The sequence below is a fragment of the Ruegeria sp. AD2(2025) genome (assembly GCF_056542385.1).
The window spans coordinates 22,642-41,258 of sequence record NZ_JBQFZS010000004.1; the positions used below are offsets into that span (position 1 = coordinate 22,642).

18 protein-coding genes and 2 pseudogenes are annotated in these 18,617 nt (G+C 57.3%); 15 read left to right on the plus strand and 5 right to left on the minus strand.

Annotated features, from left to right (window positions below):
* Positions 1-166: 166 nt before the first annotated feature.
* Positions 167-1,339: a Hint domain-containing protein gene (locus ACR1XV_RS09725; RefSeq protein WP_480530728.1), complete on the minus strand. Its 1,173-nt coding sequence runs from the start codon at positions 1,337-1,339 to the stop codon at positions 167-169.
* A gap of 165 nt (positions 1,340-1,504) precedes the next feature.
* On the opposite strand from ACR1XV_RS09725, the pseudogene ACR1XV_RS09730 reads away from it, so the two are divergent.
* Both ACR1XV_RS09730 and ACR1XV_RS09735 read left to right on the plus strand, forming a co-directional pair.
* Positions 1,505-1,618: pseudogene (locus tag ACR1XV_RS09730) on the plus strand (IS5/IS1182 family transposase); the annotation flags it as partial.
* Positions 1,619-1,661: 43 nt separating this feature from the next.
* A pseudogene (locus tag ACR1XV_RS09735) lies at positions 1,662-1,769 on the plus strand (IS5/IS1182 family transposase); the annotation flags it as partial.
* Between the two features lie 139 nt (positions 1,770-1,908).
* On the opposite strand, the gene ACR1XV_RS09740 reads toward ACR1XV_RS09735, so the two are convergent.
* Positions 1,909-2,787 (minus strand): LysR substrate-binding domain-containing protein, encoded by an 879-nt coding sequence (locus ACR1XV_RS09740; RefSeq protein WP_480530730.1) that lies wholly within the window; start codon positions 2,785-2,787, stop codon positions 1,909-1,911.
* Positions 2,788-2,903: 116 nt separating this feature from the next.
* On the opposite strand from ACR1XV_RS09740, the gene ACR1XV_RS09745 reads away from it, so the two are divergent.
* Both ACR1XV_RS09745 and ACR1XV_RS09750 read left to right on the plus strand, forming a co-directional pair.
* Positions 2,904-3,653 carry an SDR family oxidoreductase gene (locus ACR1XV_RS09745; protein ID WP_480530732.1) on the plus strand — a complete coding sequence of 250 codons (750 nt, stop codon included), beginning with the start codon at positions 2,904-2,906 and terminating at the stop codon, positions 3,651-3,653.
* A gap of 17 nt (positions 3,654-3,670) precedes the next feature.
* On the plus strand, positions 3,671-4,060 hold the full coding sequence (locus ACR1XV_RS09750; RefSeq protein ID WP_480530734.1) for an ectoine synthase: 390 nt from the start codon (positions 3,671-3,673) through the stop codon (positions 4,058-4,060).
* A gap of 95 nt (positions 4,061-4,155) precedes the next feature.
* On the opposite strand, the gene ACR1XV_RS09755 is transcribed toward ACR1XV_RS09750, so the two are convergent.
* A complete protein-coding gene (locus tag ACR1XV_RS09755; RefSeq protein WP_480530736.1) occupies positions 4,156-4,749 on the minus strand; it encodes a TetR/AcrR family transcriptional regulator in 594 nt (197 codons plus the stop codon).
* Between the two features lie 117 nt (positions 4,750-4,866).
* On the opposite strand from ACR1XV_RS09755, the gene ACR1XV_RS09760 reads away from it, so the two are divergent.
* The 6 genes from ACR1XV_RS09760 (at position 4,867) to ACR1XV_RS09785 (ending at position 9,694) form a co-directional block, all read left to right on the plus strand.
* Complete coding sequence (locus ACR1XV_RS09760) at positions 4,867-5,244, plus strand: hypothetical protein (RefSeq protein ID WP_480530738.1); 378 nt, start codon at positions 4,867-4,869, stop codon at positions 5,242-5,244.
* Positions 5,245-5,257: 13 nt separating this feature from the next.
* Entirely contained in the window at positions 5,258-5,683 is a 426-nt protein-coding gene (locus ACR1XV_RS09765) for a GFA family protein (RefSeq protein ID WP_480530740.1), read from the plus strand.
* Positions 5,680-6,570, plus strand: coding sequence for a haloalkane dehalogenase (locus tag ACR1XV_RS09770; RefSeq protein WP_480530742.1), 891 nt, complete (start codon positions 5,680-5,682; stop codon positions 6,568-6,570). The genes ACR1XV_RS09765 and ACR1XV_RS09770 overlap by 4 nt, the downstream gene beginning before the upstream one ends.
* A gap of 189 nt (positions 6,571-6,759) precedes the next feature.
* Positions 6,760-7,629 (plus strand): HlyD family secretion protein, encoded by an 870-nt coding sequence (locus ACR1XV_RS09775; protein ID WP_480530744.1) that lies wholly within the window; start codon positions 6,760-6,762, stop codon positions 7,627-7,629.
* Positions 7,626-8,552: an ABC transporter ATP-binding protein gene (locus ACR1XV_RS09780; protein WP_480530746.1), complete on the plus strand. Its 927-nt coding sequence runs from the start codon at positions 7,626-7,628 to the stop codon at positions 8,550-8,552. The genes ACR1XV_RS09775 and ACR1XV_RS09780 overlap by 4 nt, the downstream gene beginning before the upstream one ends.
* Entirely contained in the window at positions 8,549-9,694 is a 1,146-nt protein-coding gene (locus ACR1XV_RS09785) for an ABC transporter permease (protein WP_480530748.1), read from the plus strand. The genes ACR1XV_RS09780 and ACR1XV_RS09785 overlap by 4 nt, the downstream gene beginning before the upstream one ends.
* Positions 9,695-11,184: 1,490 nt before the next feature.
* Here ACR1XV_RS09785 and ACR1XV_RS09790 read toward each other — a convergent pair.
* On the minus strand, positions 11,185-11,919 hold the full coding sequence (locus tag ACR1XV_RS09790) for a response regulator transcription factor (protein ID WP_480530750.1): 735 nt from the start codon (positions 11,917-11,919) through the stop codon (positions 11,185-11,187).
* Entirely contained in the window at positions 11,916-13,106 is a 1,191-nt protein-coding gene (locus tag ACR1XV_RS09795; protein ID WP_480530752.1) for a GAF domain-containing sensor histidine kinase, read from the minus strand. Before ACR1XV_RS09795 ends, ACR1XV_RS09790 begins: the two co-directional genes overlap by 4 nt.
* 222 nt (positions 13,107-13,328) lie before the next feature.
* On the opposite strand from ACR1XV_RS09795, the gene ACR1XV_RS09800 reads away from it, so the two are divergent.
* Genes ACR1XV_RS09800 through ACR1XV_RS09820 form a run of 5 tightly spaced genes read left to right on the plus strand, consistent with a single transcriptional unit; the run spans position 13,329 to position 18,617 of the window.
* A complete protein-coding gene (locus ACR1XV_RS09800) occupies positions 13,329-14,342 on the plus strand; it encodes a substrate-binding domain-containing protein (RefSeq protein WP_480530754.1) in 1,014 nt (337 codons plus the stop codon).
* A gap of 3 nt (positions 14,343-14,345) precedes the next feature.
* Positions 14,346-15,818, plus strand: a complete 1,473-nt coding sequence (locus ACR1XV_RS09805; protein WP_480530756.1) for a sugar ABC transporter ATP-binding protein — start codon at positions 14,346-14,348, stop codon at positions 15,816-15,818.
* The gene (locus ACR1XV_RS09810; protein WP_480530758.1) at positions 15,815-16,741 is read left to right on the plus strand and encodes an ABC transporter permease; all 927 of its coding nucleotides are present in this window, start codon (positions 15,815-15,817) and stop codon (positions 16,739-16,741) included. Before ACR1XV_RS09805 ends, ACR1XV_RS09810 begins: the two co-directional genes overlap by 4 nt.
* Entirely contained in the window at positions 16,738-17,715 is a 978-nt protein-coding gene (locus ACR1XV_RS09815; protein WP_480530760.1) for an ABC transporter permease, read from the plus strand. The genes ACR1XV_RS09810 and ACR1XV_RS09815 overlap by 4 nt, the downstream gene beginning before the upstream one ends.
* The gene (locus tag ACR1XV_RS09820; protein ID WP_480530762.1) at positions 17,712-18,617 is read left to right on the plus strand and encodes an SMP-30/gluconolactonase/LRE family protein; all 906 of its coding nucleotides are present in this window, start codon (positions 17,712-17,714) and stop codon (positions 18,615-18,617) included. The genes ACR1XV_RS09815 and ACR1XV_RS09820 overlap by 4 nt, the downstream gene beginning before the upstream one ends.

The window sequence follows — 18,617 nt, forward strand, 5'->3', positions numbered from 1 at the left end:
CTGCCCGTGGACTTGGGGGATGGCTATGTCACGGGCGGGCAGAAGCCGTCGAAATCTGGAAAGCGGGGGTCTCGATGTTTGAAGCGCGGACATTGCTTCCCGAGGCCCTGCTAACCGAGAGGTGTTCCCGCCGTCCAAGACCTCAAGATCATATCGTTGACTGTATCTATGGCCGAGTATGTTGCCAATCTGCGTCTAATAGAGGGATACCGTTTCTTACATGCCTCGCTGCAAAGTTCTTTTGCCTCTTCGGGATTGGCAGGTACGCTGCAGGATGTGGCCTGAAACCTGCCTGCGCAACTTCAGGAAATATCGCCAATATCTCTTCCCGGCTTTGCGGACCCAAGGCCTCAAGAGCTTGCTTGCCAAGAAACAGACTTTCCGTGGGGGCACCTTCAGCAAAGACGATCTCGTGCTGGTCAAATACCAGATGAAAATAGGTGACATCGCTCGGCTCGGGTGCAACGGACACCCCCGGCAATTGTATAAGATTGATCGCCGCGATCAGTGATAGCGTATCGCCGAACATGCGCATGGAAATGGGCGACGATGCAAGCATTCGGTGCTGCCGGGACACCAGCAGGTCACGATTTGGCAAGCCGTTGCCAAGGCTGCCGCTGCGGATCCGAATTGGCTTGAGTTTGGGGTTTGCATTGAGCTGCGCAGCAGACAGATGTCTGCGACCCACCCAGCGGATGGGTTGTGGACCATGGTTCAGAGTGATGACCTCATCACCGACCGCGAGGTCTTCCACCAATCGCACCCCTCCGGGAACCGTGATGTATGTACCGGCGGTGAAGCATGGCACATCCGAATTGCCCGGGGTACGGGGCCCTGAAACGTTGTTGCCTTCTTCGTCGAACTGAACCGACTCGCCGGGCCCAACCGTCGGAGCATTTGTTGTCGTTGCACCGTCTGCGGCCCCGCCGGTCAATGTAGTTGGACCGTTGCTTCCAATGCCGATCGCGTCGTCGACCACGCCTGTTGATGTATTGGTCAGCGCAACATAGTTGGCTTCATCAGCGACCTGGCTTGGAGTAGCGTTGATCAGCTCATGGTCAGGGCTCGTGGCGGTGATCGTGTAGATCGTGAAGTCAGGATTGTCCGGATCAGGGACGCCGACCAGATCGCTGAGCCGGACTTCGGCATTGACCACTCCCGTTGCCTGAATGTTGTCCCCTGCATCATCCATAAGCGCGCCATCACGTCCATAGAAGGAAACAACAAAATCGGCGGGATCATCGTCTGATCCCAGAGTGATTTCCACAAACTCATGGGTTGTGCTGTCAGCAGTATCGACATCAGCGGTCCGGTAGTGAATTTCGGAGATGAAGGCCATTTCGGTACTCTGTTTGAGGGGCTGGTTTTCTGACCCGTCGCCTTATTTCAGTTTGAGTTGTCTGACTTCGAAGCCAATATGTGACGGCGTGTCGTCCTTGGTGGGGTAGCGTTTAGTGTTGTAGGGCATCTCAACGTTGTTGAACATGCCCTGTGCCGCATCGTCGTACGCGTTCCAAATGGCCGCAAACCCGCCGATCACCGCCTTGTTCTTGATGGGATCTCCTGGATCGCCTTAACCACTCCCCCTGGGGGCGATCTGCTTGACGAGTTCTGCAAATAGTTAAGCCCTATCGCCTTCGCGATTTGGCGGGGCGCTGGTCAACAAGCCGAAGAATGCTCGCAGCGTCCCACCCCGTTACTTCAGGGCCACGGAGAGCTATCTAGGCTTCATCGACATCATATTAATTCGCCTCTGGCTGCGACACCTGCCAATGTGCCCTGAGATGTTGCTCCAGATATACAAGCTTCAATCACAGACAGCGCTATTGGGCCATTCGCTGCATAGCTATGTTTCTGAGCTTCGGTTTGCCGGAGAAGATATCCTGCACAGGTACAAAAAACCGACTGTCAAATCGACATGAGCCATTTCTTAAAGATTCTCACCGTGACTCGCTCCTGATCGCCGGGCCGGCAGACAAAGTATAGGCCGCGATCTAGTGGAACATTGCTTTCATCGAGGCGGATTAGCCGGCCAAGCTCCAAGTCCCTCTCGGCCAGAAGATGTCTGGCCAATGCCACGCCCTGGGCATCTATCGCGGCCTCCAGTAGAACTGCGCTGTCGACGTATTTGATGCTCTGCGAGTTGATCCGATCAGCGTTCAGCCCAACTTGTGCGGCCCAGCTTTCCCAGCCGACGTTGAAGGCATCGTGCAGCAATGGGAGGTCAGCGATGTCCTCGGCCGCCATTGGAAGCCGGTTGTTGCCAACAAGGGACGGTGCGGCGACCACGACCAGTTCCTCTTGTCTTATCTGCTCATGATGCAACCCGCCCCAACCGGGCTTTCCAAAACGAAGGGCTACGTCGACTTCGGACGTATCGAAATCCGCAAAGGCATCATTTGTGTCCAGCAACAATGCGATGCCCGGATGTTCTTGCTGAAATGAACTGAGTAACGGCACAAGCCATTTGAGCGCCAGCGAGGTGGACAAAGACACTGTAATCGACTGGCGGTGGTGTAGCCGCTTTACTTCCATGACGCCTAGCTGCAATGCAGAAAATGCCCCGCGTGTTGATTGATGCAGGCGTTCTCCGGCCTTGGTCAGTTCGACGCCATTGGGGCGGCGATGAAACAGCGTCACGCCGAGATGTAGTTCCAGCAGCTTGATCTGCCGACTGATCGCCCCGTGCGTGACGTTCAGAACGTCCGCAGCCCTTGTCAGACTGGAATGGGTTGCCGTGTCGTCAAAGGCTTGCAGGGCACGAAGGTGTCTGAGGTTTTCCACCATGTGAGAAAATCTAACAGAAATACCCCAATAACTCGATAGGTCTGAATGATCCTATGACGATACGCTGACCTAGCTACCAAAAAACATCATATCATTCGTCCAAGAAAGGAGACACCATGCCCGAGGTCAAAGTCGCATTGATGACCGGAACAGGTCAGGGAATCGGTCGGGGCTGTGCCATCGAAATGGCGAAGGCAGGCTACAAGGTGTCGCTGATGTCTCCGTCCAATCGCTCGATCGAACTGGCGGAGGAGCTTGGGGGCATTGGACGCCGAGGTTCTGTGCTGGATGTCGATGACCTGCGGGCGCTGATTGACGACACGATGAGCAACTATGGCCGGATTGACGCCATCGTCAGCAACATGGGGCATGGCGGATCGGTACCTGAAGCGATCCGGACGGTCGGTTTCGATCCTGACTTTGACGGGCCGCTATTGGAACTTAGCGACGCGCTGTGGCACGAAAGTCTGGATATGTATGTGCTGAACGTGGTGAAGATTGCCCGCATCGTCACGCCCATACTTATCGAACAAGGCGGCGGTGCGTTCGTGAATATCTCGTCCATGAATGCGGTCGAACCGCGTGCGCCCTATCCGATGAGTATGCTGCGCGGCGCTCTGCACAGTTTCTCCAAGCTGTACGGTGATCGCTATGCACGGCACAATATTCGCATGAACAACCTGCTGCCCGGCTTCTGCGAGAACGTGAATCTGTCCGAACAGGCCCGTCGTGAAATTCCCGCTCAGCGACCTGCGACATTCGAAGAAATTGGACAAGCCTGCGTGTTTCTTGCCAGCGAAGGAGCTCGCTACATTAATGGTCAGAGTATACTGTCCGACGGAGGGATGAACCGGGCGGTACGATAGCGATAAGGCGGTGAAAGATGATTGTTAAGGCGCTCAAAGATATCCTCGGAACAGACCGGGATGTTTCCGGCCCGGGTTGGAACAGCAGAAGATTGCTGCTTGCCGCAGATGGTATGGGGTTTTCGCTGACCGATACGGTTATCAAGAAAGGATCCGTGCTCGAGCTGGAATACACCCATCATTTAGAGGCGTGTTATTGCATCGGGGGCAAGGGTCAGATCAGGGCGGCAGACGACGAAACCTGGCATTCCCTCGAACCATTTACCCTTTATGCACTTGATCAACATGATCGGCACGTGGTGCAAGCTACCGAAACCGGTCTGCGGCTTGTCTGCGTCTTCACGCCGCCGCTCAGCGGTGGCGAAGTGCATCGCGAAGACGGAAGCTATGCGCCGACTGAATCATGAGAACACAGCGGGTTCTCCTCTGAACGCGGTATTCGGCATTTTGATCTTTTGAAGTTGGCTTGAAGCAGCTGGCCGCGCCTGAACAATCTCACGACCTACCGTTTTTGCCAGCCTTCAATGAGCCCAACAGCTGCTTCGGCATAGCTCTGCGGAAACTGGTCCGACGTCCGGGCTTTCATGATGGTGTGGAGCCCAAGCAAAAGGCCCATCAACAGCTTCGCGCCTTGGTTCGGATCAACATCGTCGCGCACGGCCCTTTCGGTCCTGGCACGGCTGAGGATAGCTTCAAACCGTCCCTCCAAGGCGGTCAGGTATCTCTCGATTCGGGCGTTAACCTCGGGGTCCGTGCGGTCAAAGGAACTGATCGAGTTGAAGGCAAGGCAACCGGCATCCTCGATCTTTGGCATACGTTCAGCCGAGGCGACGTCACGGAACCAGTCCGCAAGATCATCCAGCGAATAGGTGTCTGGGTCAGGAAAGTGCAGGGCTTCGGCGTTGTCCAGATAAGTGTCCAGAGTCCTTAGGAAAAAATTCTCTTTCCCGCCATAAGTGGTCTGCAGCGTAAAGCGGGTCAGGCCGGTCTCTTGCTCCAGTTCCCGTGTACTGGCCCCGTGGTAGCCCCGCCGCCAAAACAGGTCGAGCGCACCTGCAACCGCACTGTCGTGATCCGTCTTGCGTCTTCGTGCCACAGATTCATCCTTGCTTTTTCTATCCATGTGGATAGTAAATAATTGCTATCCACATGGATAGCATGATGGGCGCATGGCGGTAAACGCCATGTTGCCCATCTGAAACGGAGACCTGACATGACCGCCATCGACCTGACAACCGGAGCCTCAAAGCCTATCGCGCTGCGTGTAATTTTCATCCTGAATGCGCTCAAAATCTTGCTGGCTTTTGGCTTCTTTGCGGCCTTCAAGTTCTACGGCCTGCAGGTCGGAGAGCTGGCCGGCCCGCAAGCCGCCAACCTGATGCTTTATACAATGCTGGGATACATGGTGACTTTTGCTTGCATCATCGCATCCATCCTCAAGCGCAGCATGATCGGTATCCGCGCGGCCATCGCCGTTGACTTTCTGGTCTCGATCCCGGCCACAGCAGTCATCGGTTTCGTCATCGCAATTGTCGGAATGGGACTGACCCTTACCGAATCGGTGCGCACGTATTTCGCGTATCGCGGTTAAGGTGGGCGTTCCGATGACCCGCCCAGACAAGATTGAGGGGCAATGTATCTGCGGCGCGGTGCGGTGCCGGGTGCAGGACAGCTTGACCGCTTTCAAGATCTGTTATTGCGGCTTTTGTCAAAAGGCGTCGGGGTCGGCCCATGTTGCGAATGCCTTCACAACGCCCGATCAGATCGAATGGTTGGACGGCGAAGACAATCTTGCGTCTTTCGACGTGCCCAAATCTCAGGTTCGCCGGGTGTTCTGCCGGACCTGCGGAACGACTTTGCCGTTTGAGACGCAGAACGGAACGCATCTGGTCGTCCCCGTCGGCAGCTTGTCCCGACCACCAACCGGCTCCGTTAACACAATCGTCGGATGGTCGTCCCGCCCCGCATGGTATGATGAGGCACTGGCTTTGATCGAAGAAACCCGGAATGCAGAAAGGGCTGCCCAATGAGTAGCGGACAGGCGATTTCATCCGACTTCCCGTTTGAATCGAAATATGTCGAAGTGAATGGGCAGCGCATTCACTATGTTGAAGAAGGCGAAGGCGCGCCGGTTTTGTTTTTGCATGGCAATCCCACCTCCTCTTACCTGTGGCGCAACATCATTCCCTATGCCGCCCGGCAAGGCCGCGCCATTGCGATGGACCTGATCGGCATGGGAAAGTCGGACAAGCCCGATATTCCGTATCGCTTTGTCGATCACGTTCCCTTTTTGGACGGGTTTATCGAGGCGCTGGGGCTGACCAACGTGACGCTCGTGATCCACGACTGGGGTTCGGCATTGGGATTTCACTATGCGCACCGACACTCAGAGAATATTCGCGGGATCGCCTTCATGGAAGGCGTGGTCCGCCCGATGACATGGGCCGGATTCCCGCCCGACTTCCGTGCCGGATTTCGCTTGATGCGAACGCCCGGTCTGGGGTGGGCGATGATCTCGGGCCTGAACATGTTCGTCAAAAAAATCCTGCCAAGTGCCATCGTGCGCGACCTGACCTCGCAGGAGATGGAGCATTATCGCGCGCCCTTCCCCACTGCGCGTAGCCGCAAACCGCTTCGGGTGTGGCCCTGCGAGGTTCCGATCGACGGCACCCCGGCGGATGTTCATGACATTGTCGGTGGTTACAGCCGTTGGCTGGGAGAGACCCAAACCCCGATGCTGATGTTCTACGCCACACCCGGTGGAACCATCGGGCCAAAAGAGGTTGAGTGGTGTCGCGAGGCTATCAGCAATCTCGAAATGGTGGATTTCGGAAAGGGCATTCATTTCCTGCAGGAAGACGACCCTCACCTGATCGGTCAAAAGCTGGAAGATTGGCTGGCGCGCCTGCCCGAATGAGGTGGCGGAAGGACGATATATACAAATCGAATTAGCTGATTGTATGCTTCAAAAACCAGCCCGATATGATCACAGGCCAGTTGCCGGAGAGACGCATTGCTGAACATGACAATCCCCATACCCTTGATTTTGGCGGCAGTATTTCCCGCCTTTTTGGACCGATGCTCTGGGTCTGATACAAGCGTAGCCTTGGGCGTATTGGCGCGTGATCGGGTTGCCCTGACCGCAACGGCAAGCGAAATTGTGGTCGACTTGCCGGTTGCCGAAGGCGCTGTTGTCAAGGCAGGGGATACTCTGGTTCAGCTTGATCCGACATTGCAGCAAGCCAAGCTGAGCCTGGCGCAGGCCGAGCTTGAAAAGGCGCAGGCCACGCTTTTGAAGCTGCAGGTCGGACCGCGTGAGGAAGAAATCGCGATTGCCGAGGCCAAGGTCGCAGGTGCCGTTGCCCGGCTGGCTGACGCCGAAGCCATCTATGACCGAAACGCCAGGCTGGTTGAAAACTCGGTTGTTACCGAGGCGCAGGTGGCAAATGATCTGGCCCTGCGCGATTCCGCCCGGGCTGAATTGGCCAGCGCTCAGCAATCGCTGAAAGAGCTGCAAAACGGCACCCGCCCCGAAGACCTTGCGGTCGCCGAGGCCAATGTCCGCGCGGCAGAAGCTTCGGTTACCGCCGAACAAACCGTGTTGGATGATCTGACAGTGGTTGCAACCCGCGACGGGGTGCTGGACTCACTGCCCTGGAATCTGGGCGAACGCGTCACATCCGGCAGCCCGGTGGCCGTGATGGTCACGGGCCAGATGCCATACGCGCGCGTCTATGTGCCCGAACCGCATCGCGTCAATTTGAAACCCGGCGATAAGCTGAACGTGCGCGTGGACGGGTTGGCCGATCCGCTGGACGGCGTGATCCGCTGGATCAGTGACGATGCGTCGTTCACGCCCTATTACGGGTTGAACAAGGACGACCGCACGCGCCTTGTTTATCTGGCCGAGATCGACCTGCCCAACGCCTCACCGGACCTGCCAGCCGGAGTGCCCGTGCAGGTTCCCATGCCATGAGCGATGTGGTTGTCTCAACGAAGGGCTTGACCCGCCGGTTTGGGGAGAACACCGCAGTCAATAATCTGGATTTAGAGATTCACACCGGTCAGATCTACGGGTTTCTGGGCCCCAATGGCTGCGGTAAGACTACGACCATGCGCATGTTGACCGGGTTGCTGACTCCGACGAGCGGAGCCATCGAGGTTCTGGGACGGTCGATGCCCAAGGCTGCAGAACCGCTGAAAAATGAGATCGGGTATATGACCCAGATCTTTTCGTATTACCGTGACCTGACAGTGCTGGAGAACCTTCGCTTCGCGGCAGAAATTTATGGCATTCCAGTGAAGTCTGCCAAGGGGCGGATTGACGAACTGCTGCACACCTATGATCTGACAAGCAACATTCATCAGCTCAGCGGCAGCATGAGCGGCGGGCAGCGACAGAAGCTCGCACTCGCGGCCACCGTGATGCACCGACCCAAATTATTGTTTCTGGATGAACCGACCTCGGCCGTTGATCCCGAAACCCGTCGGACGTTCTGGGAACAGTTGTTCGATCTGGTCGATCAGGGCGCGACGATGATCGTGTCGACCCATTTCATGGACGAGGCCGAGCGCTGTCACCGGCTGGCGATCCTGCAACATGGGGTTAAAAAGGCCGATGGTTCTCCGCGCCAGTTGATGGATGATCTGCAGGCTGATGTTGTTGAGGTTGAAGGACCTGACCTGAGAAAGGTGAAACACGCGCTGGACGGCAAGCCCAAGATTCTGTCAACCGCACAAGTTGGATCGCGACTGCGTGTTCTGGTGGACAAATCCGAACCTCAGCCTGTTGATATGCTGCGCGCCAACCTTGGCGCTTTTCCGGACCTGTCCCTGACCCCGCAACGACCAAATCTGGAAGACGTGTTTGTCAGCGCTACACGGGGGCCGGAACAGTGATCTCACCCCGCCGCATCGCTGCTGTGTTGAAGAAAGAGCTGCTGCAACTGCGGCGGGACCGGATGACATTTGCCATGGTGATCATGATCCCGCTGATCCAGCTGCTGCTGTTCGGCTACGCCATCAACACAAACCTGCGCCATGTGCCTGTGGCACTGGTAGACCAGTCCCGAACCGAGCTGTCCCGCACATTGGCCCAGATCGTTCAGGCGACTCAAGTCGTGACCATCACCGAAGAGCTGACCTCCCCACAAGAGGCGGAACGCGCGATCACCGAGACCCGCGTGCGCGCCGCATTGATCATCCCACCGGACGTCAGCCAACGCCTTGCCCGCAGCCCGTCAGTCGGGCTGGGTTTGCCCAACGCAACCGACCAGACCAGCAGCCGGCCTGTGGCCCATTGGATCGTCGATGGCTCTGACACGATGGTCGCCAGCGCGATCAAATCGCTGCGGACGATGCCACTGAGCGAACTTCTGAGGCAGCCGCCAAACCGGCAGGTGCCCACGTTCGAAGTCACGCTATATTTCAACCCTGAACAGCGGTCAGCCGTCAACATCGTGCCGGGTCTTGTCGGCGTGATCCTGACCATGACGATGATCCTGTTTACCTCAGCCGCTATGGTGCGGGAACGCGAGCTGGGCAATATGGAGATGCTGATCAACACCCCGATCAAGTCGATTGAGCTAATGGTCGGCAAGATCATTCCCTATATCTTCTTGGGCCTGATACAGGTCGCAATCATTCTTGGTCTTGGACACGTTCTGTTTGATGTCCCAATCAGCGGCGGATTGGGCGTGCTGCTAGTAGTTACGTTGCTGTTCATCATCGCCAGCCTGTCCCTTGGGCTGTTGATCTCAACCCTAGCTCAGAACCAGCTTCAGTCGATGCAGATGACCATCTTCGTTCTGCTGCCCTCGATTCTGATGTCCGGGTTCATGTTCCCTTTCGACGGCATGCCCCGCCCGGTCCAGATCATCGCGCAGACCCTTCCGGCCACCCATTTCATGGACATGATCCGCGGCGTGGTCTTGCGTGACGCCTCGCTTTACGAATTGAGATGGGGGATTATCTGGATGATCGGTTTCGCGGTGCTCGGATTATTGGCGGCAACTCTGAGGTTGAGGAAACGGCTGGGCTGACGGCGGCGTAAATAAGTCACCTATCGGTTGATCGCGGTTCATTAGGCACTCCCCCAATTTCCGGACACCTCGCCACAGCTGCATTGATCTGTATTATTTGATCCTGCGGAACGCAGACAAAGCAGACTTGCGGTGCGGGTAGGTTGAGGTCTGGCTCATAAGAAGCCGATGCGGCAGGCGCATCTTTCGTGTCGGTCACCCGGTCCCGCAATGAGTCTACCGATATTGAGTGCAGCAGTTTTTGACGGATAGAGCGGCAAGGTAACGTGGCGTAGAGCAGATAGCGAAGCGATCATTGTTGACCGGAAAGCTCTGTGATGAGACCGGAGATCAACTGACGCCTAGCCATAGCCGAAAGAACGGCAAAACTCTACGTTGTTACATCTCTGGACGTCTGAAGTCAGAAGCATCCTGGTGCATGGCAGGCTGCCTGCAGATTAGCCGAAAACTACTTGGTTGAAGTGATCAGACGACAACTGAGCCGACCGAAGGCCGAGGCATCAATGGTGCGGGATATGTCAGCTGTCGAGATTGCTTCAGCAACGGAGCTTATCAGGGATTGCCAGTTCGACAGGAAATGCCTCGACCTGATTTTGTGGGCAAATCTGGGACAGGGGTCCCTGACAGTGCAACTGGACCTCCTGGCACTCGCCCGTCCGATGGAGTGTAAGGCTTATCAGGTCGATGCCGAAGAACTAACGACAGAAGCGCCATTCCAGATAGGCCGTAGAGGCGCGTAGATAAATCTGCGCGTTACGGGCGGCTTCTCTCAACATACGAACAGGGAAATTCTGGCGTACCTTCAGCGAAAACTTGTATTCCGCAGGGAAAGGTTAACTCCTTTAGGTTTCTACCCCATGATTTTTTCCGCCATTCTTAGTATTCGAATAAGAGTAACCCGGAGACCCCTGCCCATCTCATGCCCCTTCATTGCCTTGTATGGACCTCCGAGCTCCCATTCCAGCCCCGCCGCTAATTTTGGTTGGTAGTGCAGGGTGGGATAGTGGTACTCCCGCGCAGGGCTCTCCCAGTCGAGGTTACAAGCCCAGCAGTATTATGCGTACTTCTTCTAATGACGGTGAGTTTCTTTGCTGTTGTGGCCAAATTTAAATTTATATAATTAAAACAAACTCTTATCTGGTGTGATTAGTGGTCAAAAACGTAGCAGATGAAGTAGCAGAAAAAAGGCAATTTAGAGCGTTATACAGGCAGATAGGGTTTATTTCCTCATGTCTCATGTCTCATGTCTCATGTCTCATGTCTCATGTCTCATGTCTCATGTCTCATATCTCATATCTCATATTGATTTCGGTAAATTGCATCCACAGCTTCAGATAGTCTGAGCTTTGGATAAGTAGAACCCAACGCTTGTCCGGAGTGCTGGCGATTAGAGCAGCGATTGCTTGATGGTCACTCACGGCGAGAGACTCTGCGACGATGTGTTTCCGCCGGCGATCCAAAGCCTCGCAAACGGTTTTCGACATGGATGCTTACACACTTTGCGAATGAACCTTCGGCAACCACTGGCCGAGCTCTTTTTCGGCGAATGTGATTGCTTCGACGTTCAAGATTTGCGCCCGTATCGCTTTGGATACGGCTCTGACACGCTTGTTGATTGTGATATCGGTTCCGCTGACCGGCAGGTCGCTAACGTCCAATTTTTCATAAATGGATAGCAACCGGTTTTGTACGGTGCGCAGCGCCAGTTTCCGACGTTGGGCGATCGTCTTGTCCGACAGACCCAACGCCAAATCAGTCAGTATCGCTAGTTCCACTTCGGTCAGCGCTTCGCCCGCGCGGTTCTGATCGCGCTGGATCTGGTGGATCTCGCGGTCAACGACGATTTGCGCCTCGACCAGAACGGCGCGCAGGGCCAGATGCATGCGCGATGGGCTCGCGGTTTTCAGGACATATCCATAAGCGGCTTCTTTCGGGACGATCCGGGTGATGCCGCGCAAATATGCCTCGTCCGAGTAGTTGGACCAGAACAGAATACGCGTTGCGGGCCGTTCCGCCCAGATCGTTCTGGCAGCCTCGATCCCGTTGCGTTCCTTCATGCGCAGGTCCATGACAATGGCTTCGACCGCGTTTTGACGGGCCTGCATCTCGCCTTCGCGCCCGTTGGTCGCAAGGCTGATATCTGTGGCTTCGGGCAGGGCCTCTGAGACCATTTCCCTGAGGTAGTTCGCGTGCATGGCGTCATCTTCAACCAACAGGACTTTCATACCGCCACCTCAGTTTTTGGGCATTCCGAGGCAGGCAGGCTGACCACGATCTCGGTGCCGTTGGATTGCGAGATTGCAAACTGCGCACCAATCAATTGGGCTCGGGTCCGCATATGGGTCAGGCCGCCCGATGTCCTGAGCCGCCCGGGCGGGCTCGCGCCGACCCCGTCGTCAGTGACGCGCAGGCGCAGGCCACCTTTGCAGTGGATCTCTACCAAAATCCTGCTGGCTTGCGCATGGCGGACGGCATTGTTGATGCCCTCCTGTGCGATGCGGAACAGCGCGATCCGCTTTGTCTGGGGCAGTTCATCTACCAGGCCGTCGGACAGATCGCGCACGTCGATGTCGATACCCTGATCCGCACCGATTGCGCGTTCCAGATGCGTCCGGACCGCGTGTTGAAACCCGAAGAGTTCCAGCAGGGAGGGGATCGACATATCGATAATGCCCCGCAAATCCTGAATGCAGCTTTGCATGCTGTCCTGTAGTACTTCGATGTCCTGTCGTGATTTGCACCGTTCAAGATCGCGGCTTATGCGCGTCAGGTCGGCCAGCGTTTGGTCATGCAGGTCCATTCCGATGCGCTGGCGTTCAAGCTCCAACGCGTCGGTCAGACTGGATGCACCTTGCCGCAACCCTTCTTCGCGGGCCAGCGCTTCGGCCCGCATGATCGCCTCGCGCTTGGCCTGTTCTGTGGCGCGCAGGGCGTAGAAATAAGGGGCCAGGATGTCAGCGATATTGCGCACCTGCTCGACGGCTTGTTCATCGTAGAAATCGGGTTTTTGGGACGAACAGTTTAACGCGCCAATCGTACGCCCCAGCACTTTCATCGCCACGTTCACCCGGCTGCGCATCTTGTGCCGAATGATCGGCCCGGCATCCGCGCCTTCGAACACGTATCGCGGGTCTTCCAGAGCATTGCCGGTAAGCAGGCTGTCGCATCGCCCAAGCAAGATATCCCGCACCGGAGAAACCTCGGCAGGAGCCCGGGTGCGGCTCCAGCTGGTGTGCAGACCGACCTCATAGCTGGTATTGAGGGCGCCTTCTTCATCGATCAGGCAGACGTCCAGATGATCGACCTCGAGTATCCTGTCGATCTCGGATTTGACCGAGCGCAAAGCGGATTTGATGTCCAGGTTGCCGGCCAGGTGATTGGAAATCCGCAAGTAATAAGCAAGGTCTGCCATATGAGCGCCCTTTCGAAACCGGCCTCAGGCGTCCGGCAGGCCCGACTATACCGCTGGGGCAGGGGCGTGTCATGCGGATTGCCGCAGCGAATTTGCGGGAACCCGCAAGCTTTGCGCGCGTCGTACTCTTACACAATCGCCGCGCCCGGTGAATCCTTACGCTGCCGGCTTGAGAAGGCGGGCGCAATTTGTGCGGCGGTTGGGCCGCTCAGGGAGGAAAAGATGACACTGAAGGCCATATTGCTCGGCGCTGTTGCCGGGACCACCGTATTTGCTGCATCTGGCGTCGCGGCGGATACGTCGGACAAACGCATTGCTCTGTCGAACAACTATGCCGGAAACTCGTGGCGTCAGGCGATGTTAGAAAGCTGGCAAAAGAACGGGGACGCCGCTGTTGCGGATGGTGTTGTCGCTGCAGCTGATGCGTTCACGACCTCGGAAAATCAGGCCACCGAACAGGCGGCGCAAATTCAGAACATGATCCTGCAGGGCTATGATGCCATCGTCATCAACGCGGCCTCACCCACGGCCATCAACGGCGCGGTCAAGGCGGCCTGTGATGCCGGCATTACCGTGGTGTCCTTTGACGGCATCGTGCAGGAACCCTGCGCTTGGCGCATCGCGGTCGACTTTCAGCAAATGGGCCGCGAGCAGGTGAAATATCTGGCTGAGCGCTATCCGGACGGCGGCAACCTGCTGGAAATCCGCGGTCTGGCGGGTGTGTTCGTCGATGATGAGATCAGTGCGGGCATTCATGATGAAGTCGCCAACAGCAATTTCGAAATCGTAGGCTCGGTCCATGGTGATTGGGCGCAGGATGTGGCGCAAAAGGCCGTTGCGGGTATTCTGCCCAGCCTGCCCGAGATCGTCGGTGTCGTGACCCAGGGTGGTGACGGCTATGGTGCCGCGCAAGCCATCGGGGCCACGGATCGCGCCATGCCGACCATCGTAATGGGCAACCGTCAGGACGAATTGCAATGGTGGTCCGAGGAAAAGGCTGCAAACGGGTATGAGACGACCTCGTTGTCGATTGCACCGGGTGTCAGCACGTTGGCTTTCTGGGTTGCGCAGCAGGTTCTCGATGGGGCCGATGTTCCCAAGGATCTGACCGTTCCTTTCCTGACGATCCAACAGGATGAACTGGAAGAGGCGTTGAAAACCACGCCCAAGGGCTCGGTCGCCAATGTGGAATACACGTTGGATGAGGCAAAGGCTGTTATCTCGGCTTCTCAGTAATCCATGACCGAAACCCAAACGATACCCGGCGCACCAGATGCGCCGGTTGTCACGCTGGACGGGGCCAATATGTCCTTTGGTCCTGTGCACGCGCTGCGTGCCGCGTCAATATCGGTCGGCGCAGGCGAATGCGTCGGGCTGGTGGGCCATAACGGCGCTGGTAAGTCGACGCTGGCGAATGTGATCAACGGGCGGCTGACACAGACCGCTGGGTCGGTGGCATATCGCGGCGGGGATGCGACCCTGAGAAACAGTCAGAATGCGCAGAATGCCGGGGTTCGCAGCGTGTTTCAGGAACTGTCCTTGTGCCCCAACCTGACCGTTTTGGAAAACCTGCGCATTCCCTATCGCAACATGCCGCGCAAAGGCTGGCGTCGTGTAGCCCAGCAGAGAATTATCGCCGCGCTGGATCTGGTTTTTCCGGGCCATGGCATCCGAGCGCATGTAACCGTTGGCGATCTGACAATCGCTGAACGTCAAATGGTCGAGATCGCAATTGCCTTTGCCGACCGCGACCGCGAACCCAGCCTTGTTATTCTGGACGAACCGACATCCTCGCTGGATGCGGCCATTGCCCGGCAATTGCTGGATCACATCAAACGGTTCTGTGCATCCGGCGGGTCCGTTTTGTTCATCTCTCACATGATGGGTGAGATTTTTGAGGTCGCGACACGGATCATCATCATGAAGGACGGTCAGATCGTAGATGACCAACCGGCCCAGGCCTTTACCCGCAGCAGCATCGTCGACGCGATGGGCCATGTCGCGCCCGATCACGATACTGCAGAACAGGCGCGCGCGAACCGCCCCCTGGGGGATGAGGTGATCCGGGCAAGGAACGGTCTGAACGCCCGCAGGGGCGAGATCGTGGGGCTGGCGGGGTTGGCCGGGCACGGGCAGGCCGAAGCCCTAGCGCAGATTTTCTTTGACCATTCCTCGGTCTGGAAGACGTCGAAACAGACCGAAGTAGTTTTTGTGGCTGGAGACCGGTCGCGCGATGGGGTGATGCCGCTGTGGTCGATCCTGAGGAACCTGTCCTTGACCACTCTGCCCGAGTTCAGCCGCAAAATCATGGTGGATCGCGGCAATGAGGCCAGGTTGGTGCAAAGCTGGAAAGAGCGGATCGGCATTCGTACCGATAATCTGCTGAACCCGATCCTGTCGCTGTCGGGTGGCAATCAGCAAAAGGTTCTGTTTGCCCGTGCGCTGGCCTCAAGCGCGCCGATTGTGGTGATGGATGACCCGATGCGCGGCGTGGATGTGGGCACCAAAAAAGAAGTCTATCAGATGATTCAGGATGAGGCCGCCAAGGGGCGCAGCTTTCTTTGGTACTCGACCGAGACGGATGAAATTCTGGAATGCGACCGGGTGTTCGTCTTTCGCGCGGGCGAGATCGCCGCAGAGCTGACCGGCGAAGAAATATCCGAGGAAAACATCCTGCGCGCCTCGTTCGAAATGCAGGAGGCTGCCGAATGACCGCCGACCGTATGCGCCTGTTGCTGCCGGTTCTGTCTCTGGCCGTCTTGCTGGGCGCCGTGTTCTACCTGCAACCCCGCGCGATGAGCTATTTTGGCCTGAACCTGCTGTTCAATCTGGCAATTCCCGTGGCCCTCGCAACGATCGCGCAGATGATGATCATCATGGTCAACGATATCGACCTGTCGATTGGCACTTTTGTCAGTTTCTGCGCCTGTGTCACCGCCACCTTTGTGCATGACACGCCGTTGCTGGGCTATGTCATCCTTGCCGCCGCCATTCTGGTCTATGCGTCCATCGGCGCGCTGATCCAGCTGCGCGGCCTGCCTGCCATTGTTGTGACGCTGGGCATGTCCTTTGTCTGGGGCGGGCTTGCAGTGCTGATCCTGCCCTCGCCCGGCGGGGCCTCGCCCGAATGGCTGAAAACGCTGATGAGCCTCAAGACACCCCTCGTGCCCATCGCGGTCATCGCGCCGCTGGTCATTGCCTTTGCCGTGCATCTGCTGATCAAACGATCCTGGGTCGGAGTGATCCTGCAAGGCGTTGGCGGCAATGAACGCGCGATGGAGCGGGCAGGGTGGTCCGTCGTCAGACTCCGCGCCGGGGCCTATGGGCTGGCCGGGTTGTTTGGTGTGCTTGCGGGCATGTGTCTGGTCGGGCTGACAACGGCCGCGGATGCCAATATCGCGCTGCGCTATACGCTCTTGTCGATTGCCGGAGTCATTCTGGGGGGCGGGGAATTCGTGGGCGGGCGAATCTCCCCCTTCGGGGCCGTGATCGGGGCGCTGACGCTGACGCTGGCCGCCAGTTTTCTGTCTTTTCTGCGCCTGTCGCCGGATTGGCAGATAGGCGCGCAAGGCGCGATCCTTGTACTGGTGCTTGCCGTCCGCCTCCTGTTTTTGCGCAGGGGGACGACCGCATGACGGATGAGATGACCACCATCGAGACGCGCCGCAACCCTGCGCGCGAACTTCTGCGAAAGCCTTGGCTCTGGGCTTATGTCGCGGCCGCATTGACCTTTGGTGCGACTTCCATGTTGGCCGGATCGGGTGCTGGATCGCTGTTGTATGCGGCGCTGACATTTGCGTCTTTCTCGGCCATTGTCGGAATTGGGCAGATGCTGGTGATCACCTTGGGGCCGGGAAATGTCGACCTGTCGATCCCCGCCTCGATGACACTGGCCGCCACGCTTGCATTGAAATTCATGGACACGCAGACGGGGCTAATCCTGCCGGGGCTGCTGGTTGCCATCGGCGTTGGCGTCGGTTGTGGCGTGATGAACTTCGCGCTGATCCTGCTACTGCGGATCCCACCGATCATCGCGACGCTGTCGGCGTCTTTCATCTATCAATCACTGGCGATCTGGTCGAACAGGGGCCTGCGGATCAAACCGCCCGAGCCGCTGGCCGATTTCGCCACCGGCGGAACGCTGGGTGTCCCCAATGTGGCGCTGGTCGGCATTGTGCTGGCGGTGTTGGCGTGGCTTGTGCTGGAACGCGCCATCGCCGGACGCTGGATTTCTGCCATCGGCCAGAACATGCGCGCCGCCCGTCTAAGCGGTGTTCCCGTCAATGCCGTGCGCTTTGCGGTCTACGTGAACTCGGCAGTCTGTGCCGCGCTGGCCGGGTTCCTACTGGCCAGTTTTTCCGGCGGCGCAAACCTGAACATGGGCACCGAATACATGCTGATGTCCATTGCGGTGGTCGTGATCGGAGGGTCCTCAATCGGCGGAGGCAACTCCAACGTACCCGGCATCTGGGGGGCGGCGCTGTTCATGTTCCTGATCGTGTCCATGCTGAACTCTTACGGTTTGGGGGCAGGCATTAGGCTTATTTTGACCGGTCTGGTGATCGTTGGCGTCGTCACACTGGCCAATCGTAAAGGATACGACGCATGACCCAAGCAGCGCTCTACGATGTTGTCCGGCCTGAGTTCAATGACCTGATCCATGCCAATCTTGCGATGTCCCGGATTTCAACCGGGCACGTCTGGACAGAAGGTCCGGTCTGGTTCCCCGCACATAACACGCTGCTTTTTTCGGACATTCCAAACCAGCGTATCTGCCGTTGGACACCCGAAGTGGGCACCAGTGTGTTTCGCGCTGCATCCAACTATGCCAACGGCAATACTCGAGATCCGCAGGGTCGTCTGGTGACCTGTCAGCATGGCACCCGATCGGTTGTTCGCACCGAGCATGACGGCAGCCTGACCGTTCTGGCCGACAGGTATGACGACAAACGTCTGAATTCACCCAACGATGTGGTGGTGCATTCGGACGGGTCCATCTGGTTCTCGGACCCGACCTACGGAATCCTCTCCGATCTGGAAGGCCATAGAGCTGAGCCAGAGCAGGATGGAAACTACGTGTACCGCGTGACTCCGGATGGGTCTTCGCTAAGGCCAGTGGCTGATGGTTTTGTTCAACCCAACGGGCTGGCGTTTTCCAAGGACGAAACGCGGCTATATGTTGCCGAATCCGGCAGTAGCCACGATGCTTCGGTCCCTTCGATCCTTAGAGCTTTTGATGTTTTGCCTGATGGCAGATTGACCAACGGTCACCGCTTTGCCGAGATCGACAGCGGCCTGCCTGATGGTCTGCGGGTAGATCGGCATGACAATATCTGGTGCTCTGCTGGGGACGGTGTGCATGTGTTTTCCCCGTCCGGCGACCTGCTGGGCAAGATTCTGGTACCGGAAAGGGTCGCCAACCTGACCTTCGGCGGTGAGCGCGGCAACGTGCTGTTTATCACCGCGACCACCTCTGTCTATTCGGTTTTTGTGAATACGGCGGAACGCTAG